At 72.0% G+C, this 19,687-nt stretch carries 19 protein-coding genes; 10 read left to right on the plus strand and 9 right to left on the minus strand.

Features of this window, described 5'->3' with window-relative positions; genetic code table 11:
• Positions 1-11: 11 nt before the first annotated feature.
• Positions 12-410 carry a MerR family transcriptional regulator gene (locus tag BLT23_RS23980; RefSeq protein ID WP_090052373.1) on the minus strand — a complete coding sequence of 133 codons (399 nt, stop codon included), beginning with the start codon at positions 408-410 and terminating at the stop codon, positions 12-14.
• A gap of 131 nt (positions 411-541) precedes the next feature.
• Between BLT23_RS23980 and BLT23_RS23985 the strand changes: the two genes are divergently transcribed.
• The 5 genes from BLT23_RS23985 to BLT23_RS24005 all read left to right on the plus strand — a co-directional run bounded on the left by BLT23_RS23985 (position 542) and on the right by BLT23_RS24005 (position 5,357).
• Entirely contained in the window at positions 542-1,840 is a 1,299-nt protein-coding gene (locus tag BLT23_RS23985) for a hemolysin family protein (protein WP_090052375.1), read from the plus strand.
• A complete protein-coding gene (locus tag BLT23_RS23990) occupies positions 1,837-2,889 on the plus strand; it encodes a hemolysin family protein (RefSeq protein WP_090052377.1) in 1,053 nt (350 codons plus the stop codon). Before BLT23_RS23985 ends, BLT23_RS23990 begins: the two co-directional genes overlap by 4 nt.
• Before the next feature lie 26 nt (positions 2,890-2,915).
• Positions 2,916-3,986: a sporulation protein gene (locus BLT23_RS23995; RefSeq protein ID WP_090052379.1), complete on the plus strand. Its 1,071-nt coding sequence runs from the start codon at positions 2,916-2,918 to the stop codon at positions 3,984-3,986.
• A gap of 304 nt (positions 3,987-4,290) precedes the next feature.
• Positions 4,291-4,935 carry a DedA family protein gene (locus tag BLT23_RS24000; RefSeq protein ID WP_090052381.1) on the plus strand — a complete coding sequence of 215 codons (645 nt, stop codon included), beginning with the start codon at positions 4,291-4,293 and terminating at the stop codon, positions 4,933-4,935.
• 143 nt (positions 4,936-5,078) lie between these two features.
• Positions 5,079-5,357 (plus strand): early set domain-containing protein, encoded by a 279-nt coding sequence (locus BLT23_RS24005; RefSeq protein WP_090052383.1) that lies wholly within the window; start codon positions 5,079-5,081, stop codon positions 5,355-5,357.
• A 277-nt stretch (positions 5,358-5,634) separates the two neighbouring features.
• Here BLT23_RS24005 and BLT23_RS24010 read toward each other — a convergent pair whose 3' ends face one another.
• From BLT23_RS24010 to BLT23_RS24030, 5 genes are all read right to left on the minus strand, one after another.
• Positions 5,635-6,813, minus strand: coding sequence for a hypothetical protein (locus BLT23_RS24010; protein WP_090052385.1), 1,179 nt, complete (start codon positions 6,811-6,813; stop codon positions 5,635-5,637).
• 134 nt (positions 6,814-6,947) lie between these two features.
• Entirely contained in the window at positions 6,948-8,918 is a 1,971-nt protein-coding gene (locus BLT23_RS24015; RefSeq protein WP_245744126.1) for an ABC transporter ATP-binding protein, read from the minus strand.
• Complete coding sequence (locus tag BLT23_RS24020) at positions 8,915-9,481, minus strand: TetR/AcrR family transcriptional regulator (RefSeq protein WP_090052387.1); 567 nt, start codon at positions 9,479-9,481, stop codon at positions 8,915-8,917. The genes BLT23_RS24015 and BLT23_RS24020 overlap by 4 nt, the downstream gene beginning before the upstream one ends.
• 135 nt (positions 9,482-9,616) lie before the next feature.
• Entirely contained in the window at positions 9,617-10,159 is a 543-nt protein-coding gene (locus BLT23_RS24025; protein ID WP_090052897.1) for an SMI1/KNR4 family protein, read from the minus strand.
• Between the two features lie 23 nt (positions 10,160-10,182).
• Complete coding sequence (locus BLT23_RS24030; protein ID WP_090052389.1) at positions 10,183-12,573, minus strand: type 2 lanthipeptide synthetase LanM family protein; 2,391 nt, start codon at positions 12,571-12,573, stop codon at positions 10,183-10,185.
• A 62-nt stretch (positions 12,574-12,635) separates the two neighbouring features.
• Here BLT23_RS24030 and BLT23_RS24035 point away from each other — a divergent pair, with 62 nt between their 5' ends.
• Both BLT23_RS24035 and BLT23_RS24040 read left to right on the plus strand, forming a co-directional pair.
• A complete protein-coding gene (locus BLT23_RS24035; protein ID WP_090052391.1) occupies positions 12,636-13,517 on the plus strand; it encodes a LysR family transcriptional regulator in 882 nt (293 codons plus the stop codon).
• A 56-nt stretch (positions 13,518-13,573) separates the two neighbouring features.
• Complete coding sequence (locus tag BLT23_RS24040) at positions 13,574-14,629, plus strand: tartrate dehydrogenase (RefSeq protein ID WP_090052393.1); 1,056 nt, start codon at positions 13,574-13,576, stop codon at positions 14,627-14,629.
• 14 nt (positions 14,630-14,643) lie between these two features.
• Here the strand turns inward: BLT23_RS24040 and BLT23_RS24045 are convergent, their stop codons facing one another.
• Positions 14,644-15,144: a winged helix-turn-helix transcriptional regulator gene (locus BLT23_RS24045; protein WP_090052394.1), complete on the minus strand. Its 501-nt coding sequence runs from the start codon at positions 15,142-15,144 to the stop codon at positions 14,644-14,646.
• 87 nt (positions 15,145-15,231) lie between these two features.
• Here BLT23_RS24045 and BLT23_RS24050 point away from each other — a divergent pair, with 87 nt between their 5' ends.
• Positions 15,232-15,747 carry a PaaI family thioesterase gene (locus tag BLT23_RS24050; RefSeq protein WP_090052900.1) on the plus strand — a complete coding sequence of 172 codons (516 nt, stop codon included), beginning with the start codon at positions 15,232-15,234 and terminating at the stop codon, positions 15,745-15,747.
• Here the strand turns inward: BLT23_RS24050 and BLT23_RS24055 are convergent.
• The gene (locus BLT23_RS24055; protein WP_090052395.1) at positions 15,719-16,483 is read right to left on the minus strand and encodes an SDR family oxidoreductase; all 765 of its coding nucleotides are present in this window, start codon (positions 16,481-16,483) and stop codon (positions 15,719-15,721) included. The genes BLT23_RS24050 and BLT23_RS24055 overlap by 29 nt on opposite strands.
• A gap of 99 nt (positions 16,484-16,582) precedes the next feature.
• Here BLT23_RS24055 and BLT23_RS24060 point away from each other — a divergent pair, with 99 nt between their 5' ends.
• On the plus strand, positions 16,583-17,449 hold the full coding sequence (locus BLT23_RS24060; protein WP_090052398.1) for a helix-turn-helix transcriptional regulator: 867 nt from the start codon (positions 16,583-16,585) through the stop codon (positions 17,447-17,449).
• Here the strand turns inward: BLT23_RS24060 and BLT23_RS24065 are convergent.
• A complete protein-coding gene (locus BLT23_RS24065; protein ID WP_090052400.1) occupies positions 17,436-17,912 on the minus strand; it encodes a GNAT family N-acetyltransferase in 477 nt (158 codons plus the stop codon). The genes BLT23_RS24060 and BLT23_RS24065 overlap by 14 nt on opposite strands.
• Before the next feature lie 148 nt (positions 17,913-18,060).
• Between BLT23_RS24065 and BLT23_RS24070 the strand changes: the two genes are divergently transcribed.
• Positions 18,061-19,605, plus strand: a complete 1,545-nt coding sequence (locus BLT23_RS24070; protein ID WP_218133867.1) for a sigma-70 family RNA polymerase sigma factor — start codon at positions 18,061-18,063, stop codon at positions 19,603-19,605.
• Positions 19,606-19,687: the final 82 nt, after the last annotated feature.

Genomic DNA, 19,687 nt, shown 5'->3' on the forward strand with positions numbered 1-19,687 from the left:
GGCTTCGCCGGTCAGGGCAGGTAGGAGTCCGGCGGGATCTGCAGGGCGATCGTGATCAGCGAGTGGACCCTCGTGGCGATGATCGCCAGCAGGCCCTGCATCTCCGGCGCCGCGCTGTCCGCGGCCGTCTGGAGGGTCTGCAGGTCGACGTCGATGCGGTCGAGGATCGCCGTGACGTCGGCCTGCCGGGCGGTCAGCGCCGTGGAGATCTCCTCCAGGGGAACTCCGTGGACCTCCAGACGTTGGACCAGGTGGATCCGGTCGACGTCGGCGGGGGAGTAGAGGCGGTAGTTCGACGCCGTGCGCTGCGCAGGGCTGATCAGGCCCAGTGTCGTGTAGTAGTCGACGGTGCGGATGCTGACGCCGGCCCGCGCGGCCAGCTCGCCGATCTTGAGCAACGCTTCGCTCACGTGCACCTCCTCCCGAAACCATACAGTGTCACGTGCTACTCTCGGGTCATGCCTGATGAAGCCGATGTAGACGGCTGCAGTAGTGAGCCGGGGCGAGCCCGGCTGAACGTTGCGAGTGCCGCGGGTGCGGCATGTTGATCTTCTCCGGTCTGCTCGCGATCGTGGCGCTGACCGCCGCCACCGGGTACTTCGTGGCCCAGGAGTTCGCGTACATGGCCGTCGACCGCGGCCGGTTGCAGCAGATGTCCGAAGCCGGTGACAAGGCGGCCGGCCGCGCGCTGCGCGTGACCCAGAAGCTGTCCTTCATGCTCTCCGGTGCCCAGTTCGGCATCACAGTCACCGCGCTGCTGGTCGGCTACGTGGCCGAGCCGCTGCTGGGCACCGGCCTTGCGAACCTGCTCGGCCTGCCCGAGTCGTTCGGCGTGCCGCTGGCGATGGCGGTGGCGCTGGTCTTCGCGACCGTCGTGCAGATGGTGCTGGGCGAGCTGCTGCCGAAGAACCTCGCGATCGCCAAGCCTGAGGCGCTGGCGAAGTGGCTGAGCTCGTCGACGCTGGTCTACCTCAAGATCGCCGGGCCGCTCGTCCGCCTGTTCGACGCCACCGCCAACAGGCTGCTCCGCGCCATCGGCATCGAGCCGGTGGAGGAGCTTCCGCAGGGCGCCACGACCGAGGACCTCAAGCAGATCGTGGAGGACGCGGGCGACCAGGGCCACCTGGACCCGGAGCTCGCCCAGCTGCTCGACCACGGCCTCGGCTTTCGCGAGCTCGTCGCGGAGCAGGCCATGACGCCGCGGGTGAACGTGCACTCGGTCCGCGCGGACGAGCCCGCGTCGCGGGTGGTCGAGCTGCTCGACACCGGGCACTCGCGGTTCCCCGTCGTGGGCAAGGACCTCGACGACATCCGGGGCGTCGTGGGGCTCGCCGAGGTGCTGACCCTCACGCCGGAACAGCGCCCGGTCACCCCGATCGCCGACATCGCCTCGTCCGCGCTGGTCGTGCCGTCCACGCTGCCGCTGCCCGCCGTGTTGGAGAGGCTGCGCACCGAACGGCGCCAGCTGGCGTGCGTGCTCGACGAGTTCGGCGGCTTCGCCGGGATCGTCTCGCTGGAGGACCTCGCCGAGGAGCTCGTGGGAGAGATCCACGACGAGGACGACCTGGTCGAGGCCGCCATCGAGCGCGTCGACGACCGCAGGTGGCGGGTGCCCGGCCGGATGCGCCTCGACGAGATCGAGGACGCCACCGGCGTCGAGCTGCCCGAGGACGACGCCTACGACACGGTGTCCGGCCTCGTGCTGCACCGGCTCGGCCGCACCGCCGAGGAAGGCGACGAGATCGAGGCAGGCGACGCCACGCTGCTCGTGGCCGCGGTGTCGCGCAACGTGCCCGACACCGTCGTGCTGACCGTGAAGGTCAGGGAGGAGGCCCGATGAGCACCGGAACCGCACTCGGGATCTCCCTGGTCCTGCTGGCGCTGAACGCGTTCTTCGTCGCCGCCGAGTTCGCGCTGATCGCGGCCAAGAGGCACCGCCTGGAGCAGGAGGCCGAGAGCTCCAGGGCGGCCCGCGCCGCGCTCGCGGGCGTGCGCGAGCTGTCGTTGATGCTCGCCGGCGCCCAGCTCGGCATCACGCTGTGCACGCTCGGGCTCGGCGCGCTGGCCAAGCCGGCCGTCGCCGACCTGCTCGACCCGCTGCTGCGGCTGACCGGCCTGCCGGACGCCGTCGCGTACGGCATCGCCTTCGCGATCAGCCTGGTGCTGGTGGTGTTCCTGCACATGGTCGTCGGCGAGATGGCCCCCAAGTCCTGGGCGATCTCCCACCCGGAGCGCTCGGCGCTGCTGCTGGCGCTGCCGTTCCGCGCCTTCGCGAAGTCGGTCCGCTGGGTCCTCAGCGGGCTCAACTCGACGACGAACCGCCTGCTGCGCCTGCTGAAGGTCGAGCCGCAGGACGAGCTGGCGCAGGCGCACCGGCCGGACGACCTGCGCATGCTCGTGCGCCAGTCCGGCGAGCACGGCCTCATCCCCGAGGCCCAGCAACGACTGCTGACCCGGATGCTCCAGGTGCAGAAGACGACGCTGCGCGAGGTCATGGTGCCGATCGAGGACGTCGCGACGGTCACCGAGCACACGACGGCCCGTGCGATCGAGCGCCGCAGCCTCCAGTGCGGGCGCTCGCGGTTCCCGGTCAGGAACCTGCGCGGCGAGTTCGTCGGCCTGGTGCACATCCGCGAGGCGATGCGCGCCACGGCCGCCGGGAACGACCCCGCGGCACGGGAGCTGATGGCACCGGTCCTCACGCTGCCCGCCTCGATGCCCGTCGCCGCCGCCGTCACCGCCATGAAGGCGGACAGGGCGCAGCTCGCGCTGGTGTCCGGCGACGACGGCGTGGCCGGCATCGCCGCGCTGGAGGACCTGCTCGAAGAGCTGATCGGCGACTTCGACGACGAGACCGACGCACCGCCCGTCGCGGTGCGGCAGAGGTAAGCCCACCCACTCCCGCAGGAGGACACTTGTTCAAGCGGATGCTCAGCGCGTTCGGCGTCGGCGGACCGTCCGTCGACACCGTGCTCGACTCGCCGCACGCCGCGCCCGGCCAGCACGTCACAGGCCAGGTGCGCATCCAGGGCGGCAGCGCGGACGCTGAGATCGGCCAGGTCGTGCTGTCGCTCGTCACCCGTGTCGAGGTCGAGCACGGCGACCACGAGTACGGCGGCGTGTCGGAGTTCTTCCGGTCGATCGTCCAGCAGGGGGTGCGGGTCCCGGCCGGTCAGCTCGTGGCCATCCCCTTCCAGCTGCCGATCCCCTGGGAGACCCCGATCACCGCCGTCGGCGGCGGCCAGCTGCCCGGCATGACCGTCGGCGTGCGCACGGAGCTCGTCATCGCGGGAGCCCCGGACAAGGGCGACCTCGACCCCGTCGTGGTCCACCCGCTGCCCTCGCAGGACGCGGTGCTCACCGCGTTCGGGCAGCTCGGCTTCCAGTTCCGCAGCGCGGACGTCGAGGCGGGCCGCCTGCACGGCGTGCCGCAGGAGCTCGGCTTCTACCAGGAGATCGAGTTCTTCCCGCCCCCGCAGTTCGCGGGCGCGGTCAGCCAGGTCGAGCTGACGTTCGTCGCGAACCCGCACGAGCTGTACGTGATCCTCGAAGCGGACAAGCGCAGCGGCATGTTCTCCTCCGGCGGGGACGCGTTCGGGCACTTCCGCGCGTCCCACCAGGAGGCGCAGGGCACCGACTGGGCCTCGGCGATCAACGGCTGGCTCGCGCAGGTCGCCCAGCGCGGCCACGCCAACCCGGCGTTCGGGGGAGGCCACGCCAACCCCGCGTTCGGGGGCGGCCACGGCGGCTACAACCCGGCGTTCGGCGGCCAGCCCGGCTACGGCCACCAGCCCGGCTACGGCGGCCACCACGGGTACGAGCAGCACGGTCACCACGGCCAGCACGGCCACCGCAGCGGTCCCGGCATCGGCGGGATGGTCGCGGCGGGTGCGGCCGGCGTGGTCGGCGGCATGATCCTCGGCGAGGTCGTCGAGGAGGTCTTCGAGGACGACGGCGGCGACGACTTCGCCTTCGGCGAGGAGTAGCAGGCCCGTTCCCCAGCACGATCAGAACGCCTGTCCGGGACAGTTCCGGGCAGGCGTTTTCATGTGTTCCGGCCGAACGGACCCCGCGCTCGCCTCTCCCGGGTCCGCCCAGCTCCGAAGGCGGAATCGAACCGGAAGCAGGGGTCACCCGTAGTTCTTTAGTGGTACCGGCAATTCAGACCACGGTCCGATGTGCGGGCCGCCCCGCTGCGGTCAACTGTTCGGCGTAGATACATGATCGCGGTGGCGTTGGTGCGCCGGCCACCGTCGTGCAGAAGGTTCTGCATCGTCACCAGGAGAGTCCATGAGCTTCTTGACCGACGCCCTCGAAGGGCTGGCCGGTCTGCCGCAGCCCGCCGTGCTCACGGTGACGGGAGCGCTGACACTGGCGGAGTGCACGCTCGGCGTGGGCTTCCTGGCGCCGGGGGAGAGCGCCCTGCTGCTGGCCTCGACGACGGTGACGACCGTGCCCAGGTTCCTCGTCATGTGGCTCGTGGTGTCGGTGTGCGCGATCGCCGGCGACAGCATCGGCTACTACCTGGGCCGCCGCTTCGGCGACCGCCTGCGCGACAGCAAGCTGGTCCGCAGAGTGGGCCGTCAGCACTGGGACAAGGCGGCCGAGCTGCTGCGCACGCGCGGGGCGTGGGCGGTGTTCGTCGCCAGGTTCATGCCCGTGGTGCGCACCCTGGTCCCGGCGTCGGCGGGCGCGTCCAAGATGGAGTACCGCAAGTTCTTACCGGCCTCCGTCACGGGTGCGGTGTGCTGGTCGGCCCTGCACATCGGCATCGGCTCGGCCGCGGGCGCCTCGGCGAAGTACATCGAGTCCGTCTTCAACGGCGCGATGTGGGCACTGCTGGCCATCGCGGCGGTCGTCGGCGCGATCGTCGTGCTGCGCCGCCGCAGGCAGGCCGCCGCGGCCGAACCCAGGGAGCTGGAGGAGGTCGCCTGATCCCGCTGCGTGACGTCCGCGCGGTCGCACCACCCGAACCGGGGATCGTGCGGCCCGCACGGGCGCGTCGGCTCGTCAGAAGTGGCATTCGTGGGCAGGCTGCCACCGCATCACGACCGACGAACGCGGAAGGGAAGGACTCGATGATCCGGATCGTGCCTGCCAAGGACCAGCTGGTGCGGGTGACCTGGGCGCTGCCCCGGCACGAGCCGCCGGGCCCGGTCAGCGTGGTCGGCGACTTCAACGACTGGACGCCGGGAACGACCCAGCTCCGGGCCCGCTCCAACGGCAAGCGCACCGCGGCGGTGGTGGTGCCGCGCGGCACCACCCTGCGGTTCCGCTACCTCGGCCCGAACGGCCACTGGTTCGACGACGAGGACGCGACCGCACACGACGGCGACGGCTGCCTGATCCACGTCTGACACCCCGCCCCAGGCTCGCGCCCCCGCTCTCGCGCTGTTGGGCTCGCGTTGCCGGGCATGCTGCCCGGTTCGCGCTGCTGTGCTCGCCCCACCGAGTTGCTTCTCCGGGCTTGCGCTGTCGGGCTCATCCCACCGGCTCGTGCTGCCAGTTCGCCCTACCGAGCGCGTGCCTCCGGGCTCGCGCTGGCGGGCTTGCGCTACCCGTGCCGGGCGTGCGGCTGCTCCACCGCCTTGGGCGTCCTACGTCGTCCGCGTGCGCAAGGGAGGTTCTCGCCGCTCACCCGGCCCCGGACCGGTCCGGCATTCCTTCTGGACGCGCTCCGGCGCCGAGGCCGTCCACTCCGAGGTCGAGCCACGTCTCGGGCGCGAGCCTGTCCCACAGCTTCTCCGCGTTCTCCGGCGTGAGCGCCATGTCGGACATGTTGTGCCATTCCGTCTTGGCCGGCTTGGCCCCGCTGTCGTCGGGACGGCGTCGCTCGCGCTCGGGCCGGGTGAGAAGGTCATCCCCGGACAGCACGCGGAAGCCGTAGTGGTCGTAGAGCCCTTTGACCTTGTTGTTGGCCGACATGAGGCGAACTTCCTCGAACTTCCCGTGGTGGGCCTTGTTCTGCGCGAGGGTGAGGGCCAGGGCCGCCGCCGCGGCACCGCCCACGCGACTCCGCTGGTTCTCCGGTGCCAGGTTGTACGGGTTGGACGCGATGAAGTAGATCTCCGTGGCGGACCTGTCACACCACTTGACGACCGCGTGCAGTGTTCCCGCCCGGTACACCGCGCCGAACTCGTGAAGTGCTGTTCCGGCCGCACCCGCCAGATGGAGCGCCAGGACGTCGGACATCGAGCTGGCGGTCTTCATCTCCGTGTGCGTCTTCTGGAATTCCTTGTACCTGATGCGGAAGTCTTCGTGTTCGGGCTGGTAGTAGGCGCTCCCGAGCGCTTTCCGCCCGGCCTCCCACCGGACGAGCTCCTCGGCCGCGTCCTTCACCCACTGGTCGGCGTAGTCACGCCAGTCCTGCAAGGTGGCGCAGATGTCTTTGGCAGCCTTCTTGTCCGTGAGGACGACGGCGTTCATCGGCGGGTACCGCGTCGAGAAGGCCGGTGCCTCGCTTGTCCCGGTGGTGGCGAGGCTGATCATCAACTCGCAGAGCCGCACGAGGTCCGTTTCAGTGTCGAGGTCGACGGCACCGTGGTCCTCGGGTGCCTTGCTGAGCGCTGCCAACGCGCTGCGCAGTGCGGAGAGCCGCACCTCGCCCTGCTCTTTCCAGTGGGGCGGAACCCTGTCGAGCAACGATCCGTGCTTGATGAGCACGGCTCGCAGATCCTTGGTGTCCGCGCCCGAAGCATCGGAATTCGTCCCGCTCTTGGTGAACGTCACCTGCCGTTGGACGGCCGCGGTGACGGCGCGGTTTCCCGCTGCCCGTTGCAGCGCGACCAGGCCACCGAGAGGCTGCGCTCTCACCGTGCCTCGTGGGGCGGGCTGGGCTGTTCGGTTCAGTGCTGCGCGCATTCGTCCGACGCAACCCCGGCCGACGCCGCCGGGCACCGTCCGCGAGTGCGGCCCCGCGGGCGGGAACCGGCGCCCGCGAGGGCGGGTCAGCTGGGCACCTCGTCCAGGTATGCCTTGGCCTGCAAGGTGAACAGCTCGGCGTAGCCGGCGCCCGCCGACATCAGCTCGTCGTGCGTCCCGTACTCGGCGACCCGGCCGTTGTCGAGCAGCAGGATCCGTTCCGCCTGCCGCACGGTGGAGAACCGGTGCGAGATGTACAGGGTCGTGCGTCCTTCCGACAGCTCCCGCAGCCGCGCGAACAGGTCGTGCTCGGCCTGCGCGTCGAGCGCCGAGGTCGGTTCGTCGAGCACCAGGATCGGTGCCTCCCGCTGGAACGCCCTGGCCAGTGCGATCTTCTGCCACTCGCCGCCGGACAGGCTGACGCCCTGGTCGAACCATCGGCCGAGCGGGCTGTCGTAGCCCTGCGGCAGCCGTTCGATCCGCTCGTGCGCACCGGCGCGGCGTGCCGAGTCCTCGACGTGGCGCCGGTCCTCGAGCCTGGTCAGGTCGCCGAGGCCGATGTTCTCGGCGGCGGTGCCCTGGTAGGTCACGTAGTCCTGGAACATCGCGCTGACGCGGGTGCGCAGCTCGTCCGGGTCGTACTCGCGGATGTCGACGCCGTCGAGCAGGATGCGGCCGCCGGTCGGGTCGTAGAGGCGGCACAGGAGCTTGAACAGCGTCGACTTGCCCGCGCCGTTGCGGCCCACCACGGCGACCGTCTCGCCGGGCCGGATCTCGAAGCTCACCCGGTCCAGCGCGGGTTCCGAGGCACCGGGGTAGGCGAAGGTCACCTCGTCGAACTCGATGTGCCCGTCCACGGTGGACGGCATCGGGCGCGGTGCGGGCGGTGCCTTGATCTCCGGCTTGGTGTCCAGGAACCGGTACAGCGTGTCGAGGTAGAGGTTGTTCTCGTACATGCCGGAGAACGCGGTGAACAGCCCGGACACCGACGCCTGCACGGACGCCGCCGCGGCCGTGTACAGCGCCAGGTCGCCGAGGGTCAGCCGGCCGCCGACGGCTTCCAGCGCGATGTACAACGTGATCGCGGACCCGGCCGCCGTGCTCAGCAGGCCCCAGGAGGTCGAGCTGATGTTGCGGTTGACCGTCAGCTTCCGCTGCCGCTCGTAGGAGACGGTGCCGAGCCGGCGGAACCGTTCGACGAAGTACGGGCCGAGCCCGAAGAGCTTGGTCTCCTTGGCGTAGGTGTCCGTCGTGACCAAAGAGGACAGGTAGTCCATCCGGCGCTTGATCGGCGACATCATGAAGGTCAGCCAGAACGCGCGCGTGCCGTACCTCGACTGGGAGATGAACGCGGGGATCGGCGCCAGCAGCGCGACCAGCGCCAGCAACGGGCTGATCGAGACGAGCAGCGCGATCATGCTGGTGAACGTGATCAGGGTGCGCAGCAGCCCCAGCGCGGAGTTCATCATCGACAACGGTCGTGTCGGCGCCTCCTGCGCGGCCTGGCGCAGCATGTCGTACGAGGCCGAGCCCTCGAAGTAGGCGAGGTGCAGGTCGCTGGCGTGCGCCATCACCTGGTGGCGGATGGTCAGCGTCATGCGCTCCTGCAGCAGCGACTGCGCGATCGACGTCAACGCGCCGGCGACGGCCGTCGCGGCGAGCACGCCGAACTGCAGCAGCGCGACGGTCACGATGTCGCCTGTGGTGCCGGTGTGCTGGATCGCGGCGACGACGGAGTCCAGCAGCAGCTTCGCGATGTACGCCGTCGCGGTCGGCAGCAGGCCGGACAGCAGCGTGACCAGCGTCAGCAGGACGGTCAGGACGGGGCTGGCCTGCCACGTCAGCTTCGCGACCTTCGGCAGCCCGCGGACGGTGCCCGCCACGGACGTCCGCACGCGCCGCAACCGGGAGCGCAGGTCCTTCGGTTCGTCGTCCGGCGTGGGTTCGGGGATGTCGACGGGCCCGGTCAGCCCGCTGTCCGGCACGGTGGTGGGGCGACGCCGACGGCCCCGGCCGCCCAGCGCGAACTCCAGCCCACCCCCGCCGCCCGGCATCATCCAGCCTCCACGGCGCCGCGGAGGAAGAAGTCGACGACCTGGCGCGTGCTGGGCGCGTCGACGTCGGCCGCCAGCCGCCGGCCACCCGACAGCAGCGACAGGAACAGCGTGGCGAGCTGCTCGGCGGGCAACCGCAGCCGCTCGGCCTCCGGCGCGAGCAGGTCGACGATCGCACCCCGGATGGCGGCCATCGACTCCCGCCGTCCGCCCTTCCGGTCCTCGGAGCCGCGCCGCTTCACCCGCCCGGACGCGCGCAGCGCGCCCATCAGCGCACCCATCCGTTCGAGGTGGGCGCCGAGCGCTTCGGCCGCCTCGACGAGCCGGTCCTCCAAGGGCAGGTCGGCGGGGATCTCGGCGATCGCGTCGAGCACGTGGTCAGGCCGCAACGCCTCGGCCGTGCAGGCGTCGAACAGCTCGTCCTTGTCCTTGAACGCGCGGAAGACGGTGCCTTCGCCGATGCCGGCGGCACGGGCGATCTGGCTGCTGGTGATGTTGGCGCCGTGCTCCACCAGGAGTGGCAGCACCGCGTGGACGATCATGGCGCGCCGGTCCTCGACGCTCATGCCCGGCGCTCTCCGCCGGGTGGTTTCAGGTAGTTGTGTCATGCACCCATCTTGCGGAGTGAGCGCTCACTCCGTCAAGTGGGTATGACTTACGAGACTGCGGGGGGCGAGCGGGAATATCCGGCCCCCGGCTCCTCAGCGGGACCAGGACTCCACGGTCTCCGCGAACCCCGGGAACTCCGCCCGAGCCGCCGCCAGCACCTCGGCGGGAGTGCGCGGCGCGACGCCGGAGTGCTTCTCGGCGACGGCACGCAGCCCTTCGTGCGGCACGCCGCTCTCCGCGCCGAACTCGACGGCCTCCTGCGGTCCGACGCCACCGGCCAGCAGCCACAGGAACTCGCCGAGGCTCGGCGCGACGACGCCCACGGCGCCCTCGGAGCCGAAGAACACGACCGGCTGCGCCTCCAGCGGTCCTGGGCGCACCAGCCACAACGCGGCCAGGCCGCCGGTGCCGTCCTGGCCGAACACGCGGAACTCGGCGCCGTCGAGCTCCTGGTTGCCGGTCCACGCCCTGATCCAGTCCCTGGTGTCCTCGGCGGACTCGAACTGCTCGTAGGGCTCGTAGTCGATGTTGCCGGAGGAGGCCGCCTCGTCGTTCTCGTCGTAGTTCCACGGGAAGTCGATGGCGGTGAGGGCGGCGAGGGCGGCGGGGAACTCGCGGTCGTCGGTGATCTCCACGCGCGCACGGTACGCCACCCGGGTCAGTCCGCCGGGTCGAAACGCAGGACGGACGGGGTGTGGCCGGGGAAGCCGAGGCGCAGCAGGCCCAGGCCGAGGCCGGCGAGGCCGCTCAGCAGGCCGGGGGTCGGGACGCCGTTGGGGGTGGCGCACCGCAGGCCGTCTCGGCGCAGGGAGGCGAGGACCTCGTCGGTGCGGCGGAGGCGGGTCGTGGTGGACCAGCTGTCCACCGAGACGTCCGCGTGGCCCAGTTTGCCGTGGCACAGCGAGAGGTCCTCGTCGGTCCACGCCGCCGCGCCGTGCGGGCACCAGCGGACGGGGCCCGCGGGGCCGTCCGGGTAGTGCTCTGCCAGGTCGCGGGCGGGGGAGCAGCCGATCTCGGCGTCGAGGGCGCGCAGCGCTGCGGCGAAGCCGTAGCCCGGTACCTCCACCTCGGAGGCCAGGTCGGCCAGCCGGACGGCGGTGCGGGCCCAGCGGGCGATGCGGCGGTCGTCGAGCAGGGCGGCGATGCGGGCCAGCGCGTAGCCGATGCCGCCGAAGCCGGTGAACGCGCCGGGGCCCGTGGCGGCGATCATGTCATCGTTGTCACGGGCCGCGTCCAGCAGCTCGGGCACGGAGGTGAGGGCCCGGCGGGCGGTGTCGGTGTAGTGGTCGTCCTCGGTGATGCGGCCGAGCTGGGCCAGGAACAGCGCCACGCCCGTGTAACCGTGGGCGAGGCCCGCGCCCATGGGCCGGACCAGCCACCGGGCACGGGCCGCCGGTTCGAGGCCGATCCAGTTGATGCGGCTGGTGCCGTGGCCGGACGCCACGATGAGGTCGGCGAGCCCCCTGGCGACGGACAGCACGTCGTCCGCGGTCGTGGGTCTGCCGGAACGGCCCACGACCGCCGGGCGGCGGGTGGCCAGGGAGGCGGCGATCAGCCACTCCTGGTCGGTGCGGTCGGGTTCGGCGAACGAGGCGAGGCACGCCAGCGCGTCCTGGAAGCCGGAGGTGGCGAGCACGCCGGGGAGCCGTCCACCGGCCGACTCCAGGTCGTGGCCGTCGGCACGGGCGGTGAACAGCGGGACGTCGCCCGCGTCGAGCTCGGCGGCCTCGACGTCGGCCAGGCCGGGCAGGGAACCGGAGGCGCAGGCGTCGCGCAACGCGCGCGACCTCGTCTCCGCGTCGCGCACCATCGCCGGTCGTCGCGCGGTGGCCAGGAGTTCGGTGTAGCGGGCCACCGGCCGTGCCACGATCCGCACCGGCACCGAGGCGCAGATGGCGAGCAGCCGGGCGAACTCCGGGCGGTGCAGGCGGATCGTGTCGTAGACGAGGCGGAACCCGGCCAGCACCGCGTCGGTGTGGCCGGCGGCCTCGACCGGGCTGCCCCGCCACACCGGGCGGTTGGCGGCGCCGGGGGTGCGTTCCGGGATGAGCACGGCGTGCATCCCGTCGGTGCCGGCGTCGAGCCATTCCGTTGTGGTGCCGGAGGTTTCCTGGCCGGCGTCACCTCCGGCCGCCGAGACGTCGACGAGCCCGTGCCGTCCGGCGGCCGCGGGCAGGACGCCGCTGCGTGCCACGGAACGGGCGAGCGCGACCGCGGCGGGGTCGGGCTGCCCGCCGGGAAGCTCCGCCCGGAACAGGGTCTCCACGTCGACGAGCAACGGCTGGTCGGCGCGCGCGATCACGTTCTCGCACCGCATGTCCGTGGCGCGCACCAGGTGCAGCACCGCGAGCAGCCCGCCGAGCCGGTGGAAGAACGGGTTCGCGTCGGAGGTCGGCAGGGGAGCGGGTTCGACGAACTCGGTCCAGCCGTGCTCGCCTCCCGGCACCGCGCCGACCGTCGCGAGGTCCAGGGGCACCAGGTCGTTCACCAGCTCGACCACCCGCGTCAGCGCCAGGTGGGCGTCCACGCCGCGCGGCCGGTAGACGACCCGCTGCCCGTCGGCGAGGCACAGGACCGTGGTCGCGCGGCCGCCCTGGTGGCGCTCGCCGCACGGGTCGAGGCCCACGAGCGCCGCCGCGTCACCGAGCAGCGTCCCGGCCAGGCGGTGCCGGTCGGCCGCGTACCGGGTGGCGATCTCGGTGACCGCCGCGACGGCGGTGTCGCGTTCGGTGTCGAGCTGCCGGACGAGCACGGGAGCGGACCGGAAGTGCGAGCGCCGCAGGAAAGCCGTGAACCGCTCGTGCTCGTCCTCGCCCCACAGGCCGGTCGCCTGGGACAGCTCGTGGACGAGCAACGGCGCCACGAGCCCCGCCAGCCGGGATGTCAGGCGCGCTGTGAACGAGCCGACCAGCGCGGACGTGTCCACCGCCGCGGCGGGCAGCCCGGCCAGGACGATGCGCAGGCGTGTTGTCGCGGCCTGCACCCAGGGAGCCACGACGGGCGCGAACACGTCGGTGGGAGTGGGTGCGACGCTGCATCCGGTCTCCATGCGCCACAGGGTGCCAGTGACCCGGCCGCGCAGGCGGGGGTCTTTGGCGGTTGACTGGGCGAATGGACGTCCGCCAGTTGAGCTACTTCCTCGCCGTCGTGGACCACGGCGGCGTGAACAGGGCCGCGGCGGTCCTGCACGTGGCGCAGCCGTCGTTGTCGCAGGCGATCCGCGGGCTGGAACGCGACCTCGGGGCGGAGCTGTTCCGCCGGGCGGGCCGCAGGCTGGTGCTCACCTCGGCCGGGGAGGCGCTGATCGGCCCCGCCCGGCAGGCCGTGCGCGCGCTCGCCACCGCCCGCGCGAGCGTGGAGCGGGTGCGCGAGCTGCGGGTCGGCCGGGTCGAGATCGCGGCGATGCCGTCGCAGTCGGTCGAGCCGCTCGCCGGGATCATCAAGGCGGTCACCGGGAAGCACCCCGGCCTGTCGGTCGCGGTGCGCGCGGCGGCCACCGCGGCGGACGTGGTCGAGGCGGTCCGGAGTGGACGGACGGAGCTGGGTCTGCTGGGCACCTCGGAGCCGCTGGCGGACGCGCGGGTCGTCGTGCACGGGACCGGTCGGCAGCGGTTCGTGCTGGTGTGCCCGGCGGACGGCCCGTTCGCGCCCGGCACCGCGGTGCGCCAGGAGGACCTGGCGGGGCACCGGCTGATCGTCGGCCAGCCCGGCACCGGCATGCGGCGCGTGGTCGACGAGATCAGGGCGGGCGGCGTCGAGCTGACCGAGGTCGTCGAGATCGAGCACCGCGAGGCCGTCCTCCCGCTCGTGCTGTCCGGCGTCGGGGTGGCCGTGCTCGCCGAGTCGTGGGCGGACCTCGCCGCCAGGGCCGGTGCGCTCGTGCTGCCCCTCGAACCCGCACGGCACCTGCACGTCGCGCTGGTCAGCGGCCGCGGCGAGCTGACACCCGGGGCGAGCGCGTTCCTGGACGTCGCTCATAGCCTGAGCCTCTGACGGTGGCCGGATCCACGTCTTGGACGCCGTCCCCGCGCCGGTGATGTCATCGGGGCATGGTCACCACCCACCGCATCGCACTGATCCCCGGAGACGGCATCGGCCAGGAGGTCACGCCCGCCGCGTGCCGCGTGCTCGACGCGGTCGGCAAGAGGCACGGCGTCGCGTTCTCCTACGACGAGCTCGACTGGTCCTGCGCCCGCTACACCGAGCTGGGCGCGATGATGCCCGCCGACGGGCTCGACCGGATCCGCCACCACGACGCGGTGCTGCTGGGCGCGGTCGGCGACCCGTCGGTGCCCGACCACGTCTCGTTGTGGGGTCTGCTGATCCCGATCCGCCGCACGTTCCGGCAGTACGTGAACCTGCGCCCGGTCAAGGTGTTCGAGGGCGTCGACAGCCCGGTGCGCGGCGCGGAGCTGATGGACCTCGTCGTCGTCCGCGAGAACGTGGAGGGCGAGTACAGCGAGGTCGGCGGCCGGTTCGGGACGGGCTTCCCGGAGGAGATGGCCGTGCAGGAGTCGGTCTTCACGCGGGCGGGGGTGACCCGCGTCGCCGACTACGCGTTCACCCTGGCGGGCAGGCGGCACGGGCACGTCACGTCGGCGACCAAGTCGAACGGCATCGTGCACACCATGCCGTTCTGGGACGAGGTGGTCGCCGAGGTCGCGCGGTCGCACCCGGACGTCGCGTGGCGGTCCGAGCACATCGACGCGTTGTGCGCCAAGGTGGTCCTCGATCCCGTGCGCTTCGACGTGATCGTGGGCTCGAACCTGTTCGGCGACATCCTGAGCGATCTCACCGCCGCCGTCGCGGGCAGCATCGGCATCGCGCCGTCTGCGAACATCAACCCGGAGCGCGACTTCCCGTCGATGTTCGAACCGGTGCACGGCTCCGCGCCCGACATCTCCGGCCGGGGCATCGCGAACCCGCTGGGCGCGATCTGGACCGCGGCACTGATGCTCGACCACCTCGGCCACCGGGAGGCCGCGGCCGAGGTCGAGGGCGCGATCGCCGGTGTCCTGGCGAAGACGCCGATCCGCACCCCGGACCTGGGCGGCACGGCGAAGACCGGCGAGTTCACGACGGCACTGCTGGAGCACCTGTCGTGAGCTGACCTGGTCCGTCAGTCGAGCGGCTGCAGCAACCGCCGCGGGGTGGTGAGCTGCTCCGAGACCGGATCGAGCTCGGGCCCCCGGACGTAGCCGGGGCCCGGCTCGGTCCGGATGTCCTCCACGGCGACGACCTCACCGCACTCCCGGCACCGGCCGTCACGGTTCAGCGTGCCGCCGTCCGCGTCGTGCCGGAACGTCCTCTTCGGACCGCCGGGCGAGTAGTGGGAGTCGCCCCAGACCATCATCGCCCGCAGGACCGGCAGCAGGTCCAGGCCCTTGCGGGTGAGCCGGTACTCGCCGCCGGTGTGCTCCAGCACCCCTTCGCCGACGAGGAACCGCAGCCGGTTCGTCAGCACGGCCCGCGGGATGCCGAGCTGGGTGGCGAAGTCGCCGAACCGGCGCACCCCGAAGAACGCGTCGCGCACGATCAGCAGCGTCCACCGCTCGCCGACGATCTCCAGCGTCCGCGCGAGCGAGCAGTTGCGGTCCGCGTACGTGCTGGGCAGTGCCATGCGTCCCACTGTAGTTCATTCACTGAACTGCGGCGTGCTACCGTGCGGGCGGTTCAGTGAATGAACTTCGAGTGCCGGGAGGCCGCCATGACCCGTACGCGCACCGTGACCTGGAGCGATCCGAAGGAGACCGCCGCGCTGGCGCGGGAACGCGACGGTCTGGACTTCCTCCGCGCCGCCGTGGCCGGCGAGCTGCCGCCCCCACCGGTCCTGGCGCTGCTGGGCGCCCGGCTCGTCTCGGCCGAGAAGGGCGAGGTCGTCTTCGAGCTGGACCCCGAGGAGTACCACTACAACCCGATCGGCACGGTGCACGGCGGCGTCCACGCGACCCTGCTCGACTCGGCGGCGGGCTGCGCGGTCCACTCGCTGCTGGCGGCGGGCACCGCGTACACCAGCCTGGACCTGGCCGTGCGGTTCCTCCGCCCGATCATCAGCGAGACCGGCACGGTCACCTGCACCGGGACCGTCGTCCACCACGGCCGCCGCACCGCGCTCGCCGAGGCCAGGCTGACCGACCGCGACGGGCGGTTGCTGGCCACGGCGTCGAGCACCTGCCTGATCCAGGCGAAGGCCGTCACCTCCCGTGCGGGTCGGTCTCGTTGATGATCGCCACGACCTGGTCGTAGTCGCCGCGAGCCTCGCCGTAGCGCAGGAACTTCACGCGTTCGACCTGGATCTCCCGCGCGTCCGGCTGGGTCTCGATGAGACCCATGACCTCGGTGACGTACTCGTCGAGCGGCATGGCCTGCTCGTTCTCGGCGTGGCCCGGCAGCAGGTCGGTCTGCACGGCGGGCGGCACGAGCTCGGTGACCTTCACCGAGGTGTCGGCGAGCTGGAGCCGCAGCGTCTCGCTGAGCATGTGCATCGCGGCCTTGGACGCGTTGTAGCTGGGCGTGATCTTCAACGGGGTGAAGGCCAGCCCGGACGTGACGGTCATGATCGTGGCGTCCGGCAGGGTCTGGAAGTGCTCGACGAACGCGGCGATCAGGCGGATCGGGCCGAGGACGTTGGTCGTCACGATGTTCTCGGCCGACTCGAGGAACGTCTCGGGCCGGTGCCAGTCCTCCACCCGCATCACGCCCGCCATCGTGACCAGCACGTTCACCGCGGGGAAGCGGCTGATCACGTCCTTGGCGGCGGTCTGCACGCTGTCGGGGTCGGTCGTGTCGACGCGGACGGTCTCGACGCCGGGGTGCTCGGCGGCGATCCGCTCCAGCAGCTCGGTGCGCCGGCCGCCGACGATCACGGTGTTGCCGCGCTCCCGCAGGGCGAGGGCGAGCGCCAGGCCGATGCCGCTGGTGGCGCCGGGGATAAAGATGGTGTTTCCGGTGATGTCCATGCACCGAGCTTCGGCCGTGGCGCAGGAGTGCGGCAGAGAGCGCTTATCGGGGGATCGGCGATCCCTGGTTGGGAACGCCGGAGTGCCCATACTGGACGCATGGACCGTGCCGAGCTCGCCGCCTTCCTGCGCCGCCGTCGTGAGGAGCTGAGGCCGGAGGACGTCGGCCTGCCGGTGGGGGCGCGCAGGCGGGCGCCGGGCCTGCGGCGCGAGGAGGTCGCGTCGCTCGCGGCGATGTCCGCTGACTACTACACGCGGCTGGAGCAGCAACGCGGCCCGCAGCCGAGTGAGCACATGCTCGCGTCGCTGGCCCGCGCCCTGCGGCTGAGCGACGGCGAGCGCGACTACCTGTTCCACGTCGCCGGCCGCAACGCCCCGTCGCCGCGGGTGACGAGCACGCACGTCGCGCCCGCGCTGCAACGCGTGCTGGACCGCCTCGACGACACGCCCGCGCTGGTGCTGTCCAACCTCGGCGAGATCCTGGTGCAGAACCGGTTCGCGGAGGCTCTCTACGGCGACTCGTCGCACTTCACCGGGCTCGCCCGCAGCAGCTTCTACCGCTGGTTCACCGACCCGCGTGAACGGCTGGTCTACCGCGAGCAGGACCGCGACCACCAGTCACGCGCGCAGGTCTCCAGCCTGCGCGCCGCCTACGCCACGATGGGCGCGCAGTCACGGGCGGGCGAGCTGGTCCGCGCGCTGCGCAAGGAGAGCGCCGAGTTCGCCGAGCTGTGGGAACGGCACGAGGTCGTCCGGCGGTTCGAGGACCACAAGGTGCTCGTGCACCCCCAGCTCGGTGAGATCGAGGTCGACTGCCAGGCCCTGTTCACCGAGGACCAGTCCCAGGCGCTGCTCGTGCTGACGGCACCGCCGCGCACCGAGTCGTTCGAGAAGATCCAGCTGCTCGGCGTGCTCGGCACCGAGAACTTCGACCGGGAGAGGTCCGGCGGGCTCAGCCGAGCCTGAGGACGGTCTCCTCGATCTCACCGCCGCGCGCCGCCGCGTGGCCGGTCTCGTGGCCGACGACCTCGAACCCCGCCCGCAGCAGCACCTTGAGCGACCCGGTGTTGTCGCTGGCGGCCCTGGCGTGCAGCGGCCGCGTGGTGACCTCCCGCAGCAGCAGCTCCAGAGCCCGCCCCGCCACGCCCTGGCCCCAGACGGCCCGGTCGACCCAGTAGGTGACCTCGGTGTCGCCCTCCATCACGAAGCTCGCGATGGTGCCCACGACCCGGCCGTCCCCGACGATCACCCGGTTCGTCACGTCGTCGCGGGCGAGGACCTTGCGCCAGTGGGCGTCGAACGCGGCCCTGTCGTCCGGGTCCTCGGTGGTGAACGCCGCCATGTGGACCGCGACCGGGTCGCGCATGAACTCGAACACCACGTCCAGATCGGACTCCTGGACCGGCCGCAACGTCACTTCCTGAACCACCGTGCACCTTCCCCCTGTGAGGGCGACAACACTAGCGGATCACCGTTTGTGACGTGAGTCACCAATCAGTCCGGTTTCTGTGACCCGGGGTGAGACTCGCCGGTCTCCCAGGGCGTACGGACAACTCGCCGGGTGAAGGGTGCGGAAGGTGACGGGTCGGGAGTGGCCGGTGCAGGTGGACGCGGAGCGGGTGGAGGCCGCGCGGGCGGGGGACCGGGCGGCGCTCGACGCCGTCGTCGCGGCCTGCCTGCCGCTGGTCTACAACGTCGCCGGTCGGGCGCTGCACTCCGCCGCGGACGTCGACGACGTGGTGCAGGAGACGATGGTCCGGGTGATCCGCGGCATCGACGCGCTGCGGGAGTCCGGCCGGTTCCGGTCGTGGGTCGTCGCCGTGACGATCAACCAGGTCCGCGAGCACCACCGGCGCCGCGACCTCGCGCCCGCGCCGCTGGAGGAGTACGACAGGCCCGATCCGGGCGCCGAGTTCGTCGAGGTGGCGCTGTCGCGGCTGCACTTCGCCCAGCAGCGCCGCGAGGTCGACGAGGCCGCCCGCTGGCTCGACCCCGCCGACAGCGAGCTGCTCGCGCTGTGGACGCTCGAACGCGTCGGGCAGCTCACCCGCGCCGAGGTCACCGACGTGCTCGACCTCAACGCCCACACCGTGACGGTGCGGGTCAGCCGGTTGAAGGGCCGCCTGGAGACGATCCGGCACCTCGTCCGCGCGCTGTCGGCCGAACCGCGCTGCCCCGCGCTCGACAAGGCGGCGCACGGCTGGAACGGCGAGCCGAGTCCGTTGTGGCGCAAGCGACTCCTGCGGCACGTCGACGAGTGCGGGCGGTGCCGTCGTGGCGTGGACGACGCCATGCCGGTCGAACGGATCCTGACCGGCGCGGCCCTGCTCACCGTCCCCGCCTCGTACCTGCCGCGGCTGCTGGACGACCTGCGCGACGTCACGCCGGTGGCCCCCGCGGCGCACACGGCCGCGCACCTCGCGGAGGCGACCGGTCCGTTCGCGAAGCTCGCCGGGCTCGTGTCCGCGAAGCCGTTGGCCGCCGCGGCCGGTGCCGCCGCCGTGTGCGCGGTGCTCGGTGTGACCGGCATCGTCGCGCTGCGGCCGTCCGACCCACCACCCGCCGTCGCGATCTCGGGCACGACCACCAACGCCCCCGTGAGCTCCGCGCCGCCGTCCACCGCGGAACCTGCGACGACCACGACCACGAGCACGACGACCACGCAGGTGCCCACGCCCGAACCGGTGCGCGTGCCGTCACCGGAGGAACGCGTCCTCGCCCTGATCAACGAGACCAGGGCGCGGCACGGCCTGCCGCCGCTCACCGTCGACCCGGCCCTGGTCACCGCCGCCGACCGGCACACCAGGGCGATGATGAGCAACGGCTGCGGCCTGTCGCACCAGTGCCCCGGCGAGAGCGGGCTCGGGCAGCGCAGCAGCGCGGCGGGCGTGCGGTGGACCTCCGTCGCGGAGAACGTCGGCATGGGCGGACCCGTCAAGGACGCCGTCGAGCCGATCTCGAAGATGGCGCTCGGCCTCACCCAGGCCATGATCGACGAGAAGCCGCCGGAGGACGGCCACCGCAAGAACATCCTCAGCAGGTCGTCGACCCGTGTAGGCATCGTCGTCGTGCGCGACGCACAGGGCACCGTCTGGATGACGCACGACTTCGCCGGAGGTTGATCGCCGGCCGGAAGTCGGCCAAAGATCATCCTTTGGTCGTACGTGGGAACGCGACCACAGGCGGACGCGCGACCGGTGGTCC

Source organism: Lentzea fradiae (assembly GCF_900100955.1).
Lineage (GTDB): Bacteria > Actinomycetota > Actinomycetes > Mycobacteriales > Pseudonocardiaceae > Lentzea > Lentzea fradiae.